Origin of the sequence: Caballeronia sordidicola (genome assembly GCF_002220365.1) — a bacterium.
Classification (GTDB): Bacteria; Pseudomonadota; Gammaproteobacteria; order Burkholderiales; family Burkholderiaceae; genus Caballeronia; species Caballeronia sordidicola_C.
In genome coordinates, this window is record NZ_MTHB01000273.1 from 1 (window position 1) to 3,391 (window position 3,391).

A 3,391-nucleotide genomic window follows, 5' to 3' on the forward strand; every position below is an offset into this window, starting at 1 on the left:
CCTCGCATGCCCGCATCCGCTCGCTCGAGCTCTGCCAGTGTGGCTCCATGACGTCGGTCCATTCCAGCTTGTCCTGCGCGAAGAACCGATAAGCCGCTGCCGTCTCGGCCCAGCCGCCGCACGCCTGAGGAATGCTCGCCGTCGGACTACCCGACAGTTGTTCGGCCAGCAGGATCGCCCGCCGGTTCAGGCGCTTGTCGCCCAGATCGATACCCTTGAATTCCATTGCCGCCCAGCTCTCCGTTGTTCGTGCCATTCGCATGCCGCGCAAAAAGCAAGAGTAAACGGCAAGCCGCGAAAGTTTACAAGCCGCTCATGTCGACTTGTGTGTAATGGAATGGGTTATACGGCGACGAGGTCAGACCCCTTCGGACCTACAATCGGAGGTCTTCATCACGTTAGTCTCTACGAAAGGAGAAATGCGGAGTTACTACCCAATCTTGACGGTCACGCATCTATCAGTGTAAGTAAATTATAAATATGTGTACTGAATTTTTATTATCCATAACACGTATCGATAATTGGCTTTTAAAAACATATTGAAAATTACGCGACTCTGTTTTATTTTATCCGTCACCCAAAAAAGAATGAGCTCCACTTAGGGAGCTCATTCTTTGTGGGATTTTTCTTTAAGGAGGAGCTTCAACCAGAATTACGCTTGTATTCGGCCATATGCGGATTTGCCGATCCGTGGCCTCTCGCTAGCACGAAGGTAGTTTTCGACTTTTCCAGAGGAAAGTCAAGGGAATTCTTTTGCCTCGCGTGCCGGCGGTTTTTAGGAGAAACCATGCCTCGCCTGCACAATTTAACTCCCGGTTTTCAACGGGGTGAGCAGAATGTCGCGTCGCCCCTGCGCGACGACCGCAATTCAGAAGCAAATTATTGGTTCTTTCACTCCAACAAGCTCAATCGCCTTCTGCGAATTGAAAGCGACGTCTTGTTTTTCAGCGTGGTCACGCTTGAATTCTGTCGGGACGTCGTTTCCTATGACAGCGTCCCTGAAGGTAGCCCGGAAGCGGGGCGAGCGAGAGATGTTGATTTGGTTGTGAACTTCGCCACCGGAAAGAAAGAATACTGGCAGTGCCGACGTGATCCTCAGAACCATAAACACAGCAGGCGCCAGCGGGAAAGTAATTTCCGGCTCATCCATGCTGGGGACGTGGAACTCGGACGCATCAGGTTTGACAACTGCTTGTTGTTGTCGGGTGCCATGACTGCGGCACGGGATTACGACTGCGTCCCGGCCTGCCAATCGATTCTCGGAATGTTCGCGGACAGAACCGCTGTTACGATTGGGGAAATCCTGTCCATAGCGGACGCCGATGTCGGACTTTTGTATGCAGCTTTGGCGCGATTGCTGGCTGAAGGCACGTTAGAGACCGAGATTGACAACCAAATGTTGTCAGGCCAGTCCGTGGTCAATAAAACAGCAAGTAGCGCGCAAGCGGGGGCACCATATTTGCCCGGCGTGCTAGGGGCGACCTCCAGCGCTGCCGTGTCACCACCTACCAACGTGGGCGGTTGTGACGCCGACGCATCCGACGTGCTCACATGCCGGGCGCGCCGCCTAATCCCCCCGGAATATCTGAACGCCACCTGGGCAACTCCAAGCCTTAGCGAAATTCCGAATGAAAAGCGCGCGAAGTATTCAGATAGCAAGAGAATTGTCGACGCCTACCGGCGCGGCGATACGTACAGGAAGATATCTGACGCATTCCGGGTATCAGTGGAGGAGATTGCGCGGCTTGTCAAACGATGCGTAGAACCTTGCGGTGACGGCGGGATTTATGGTTACTACGGACTGATCCCTGGAAGGCGTTTCGCTCGTAGAAAGGCTACAAGCGCGTCGGCGAAGCGTGAGAAGGGAGGGAGCTACGCGTGGACAAATCTGTTGGAGAACGTAGAGGGCCTTGCCGACTCCATCAACCAGTGGGTGCTCGACGGCGGAGTTCCTACAGAAAGCAAACCACTGGACATGGTGGAGATTCACCGATTGTTTCGGGCGGAGCTGCATAAAGCCGGCTTGGGCGAATCGGACTACCCGTTGAGCAACTTCGATCGGGGGCAGGATGCACTGTATCGTCATGTAAGGCAGATAAAGAAGACGCACCTAGTGCGCTACACGCGTATATATAACGGTGAAACGGCAGAGCAACGTGCTAGGTACCTTGGGCGGGGCCACAGACGGATCATACGGCCGTCGCGTCCAGGCTCATTTGCTCAGCTCGATTATTGGCGCACTGACAACTTGTCGAAAATCACTGTTGACAACGGGTTCGGAGAAGCTTTTGAATCCGTTTTGCCCAAGTGGTACTACGCCGTTATGGTCGACGAGCTTTACTCGTTTGTGATGGCCGGCTTTCCAACCTTGGAGAAAACACCAAGCACGGAAAGCGCACTGGAGACACTCGACCGTTTCGTTCATCCGGACAAATACCGACTCTCGGACTTTGCCCGAGACGCTGACATTGACACCCTCGGTCCGTGTTTCTCTCCGGAGCTCGTGGCGCAAATGCGCGGCGGCCGTTTCGATGTACTGCGGGTTGACAACGCATGGGCTAACCTTTCCGACGCTTTTATCCGCGCAGCGGTGTACCAGTTTGGCGCCGCAGTGAACTTTGGTCCGACGTATACGTGGGTCACCCGCGCAGTGGTGGAACGGGTCATAAGAAATATCTCGCAGCTCGTAAAGAAGAGCATCGGAAGCGAAGCCGTTCCGACGCTAGAGCAACTTCGGTATGCATTGGACGAAGCATGTCTCGATCACAACATCACCGGAACCGAGCGTTTGCACAACTCGTCCCCCGTTACCGCGTTGAAAGATGCAATCCGTCGGCAGGGTGACAGCTTAGTTGTCTTGCCTTTGCCCCGGCAGACGATCGACCACGGCACGATGCTGGATCATTACTTCGTGACGTCATTGCGGGGCAACACTAGCAAAGATGTGCGGCCAATCTTTCAGCATTTTCGCCGCAGGTATGAAAGTGACGTACTTGGCGCCTACAGCGAACTGCTACGGGTCCGAGGCAAACGTTCCTCTGTTGGTGTGAACGGCGGTGAGAAAGTGCCTTTAAACGGCGGCGGCCCGCTTTAACACTGACTGAGACGCATTTCTAACTTTTGTCAGGATGTCGGTTTCTGCGGATGAGCGAGATGATATCGGCGCGACGAAGGGAGCCCGGAGGGCGAGTAAAGACGCGCCCGGGGCAACGATGCGTGCTGCTCTTAGTGGGTGACGCGGCAATACGGAGGGCGTAGAACAATAGCTTACCGCCGAAGAAACGGCCTGACACCGGTTCAAACCGCCAAGTCCACACCGATGTCAGACCCCACGCGTGCACGGAGCAAGGGTGTGCAATGAGTATTGCACGCTCAGCCGGCTCTGTCGATA

General features: G+C 54.6%; 2 protein-coding genes. One reads left to right on the forward strand and one right to left on the reverse strand.

The genetic code is table 11. The annotated features are described in order from the left end of the window. On the reverse strand, positions 1-256 hold a 256-nt coding region (locus tag BSU04_RS39135; RefSeq protein ID WP_306299713.1), incomplete at its 3' end, for an IS4/Tn5 family transposase DNA-binding protein. A 531-nt stretch (positions 257-787) separates the two neighbouring features. Here BSU04_RS39135 and BSU04_RS39140 point away from each other — a divergent pair. Beyond that, a complete protein-coding gene (locus BSU04_RS39140; RefSeq protein ID WP_089165585.1) occupies positions 788-3,094 on the forward strand; it encodes a hypothetical protein in 2,307 nt (768 codons plus the stop codon). The last annotated feature ends 297 nt before the right edge of the window (positions 3,095-3,391 follow it).

Bases quoted from the DNA above. Each gene is read 5' to 3' on its own strand.
- BSU04_RS39140 (WP_089165585.1), top strand. From the start codon at position 788: ATGCCTCGCCTGCACAATTTAACTCCCGGTTTTCAACGGGGTGAGCAG.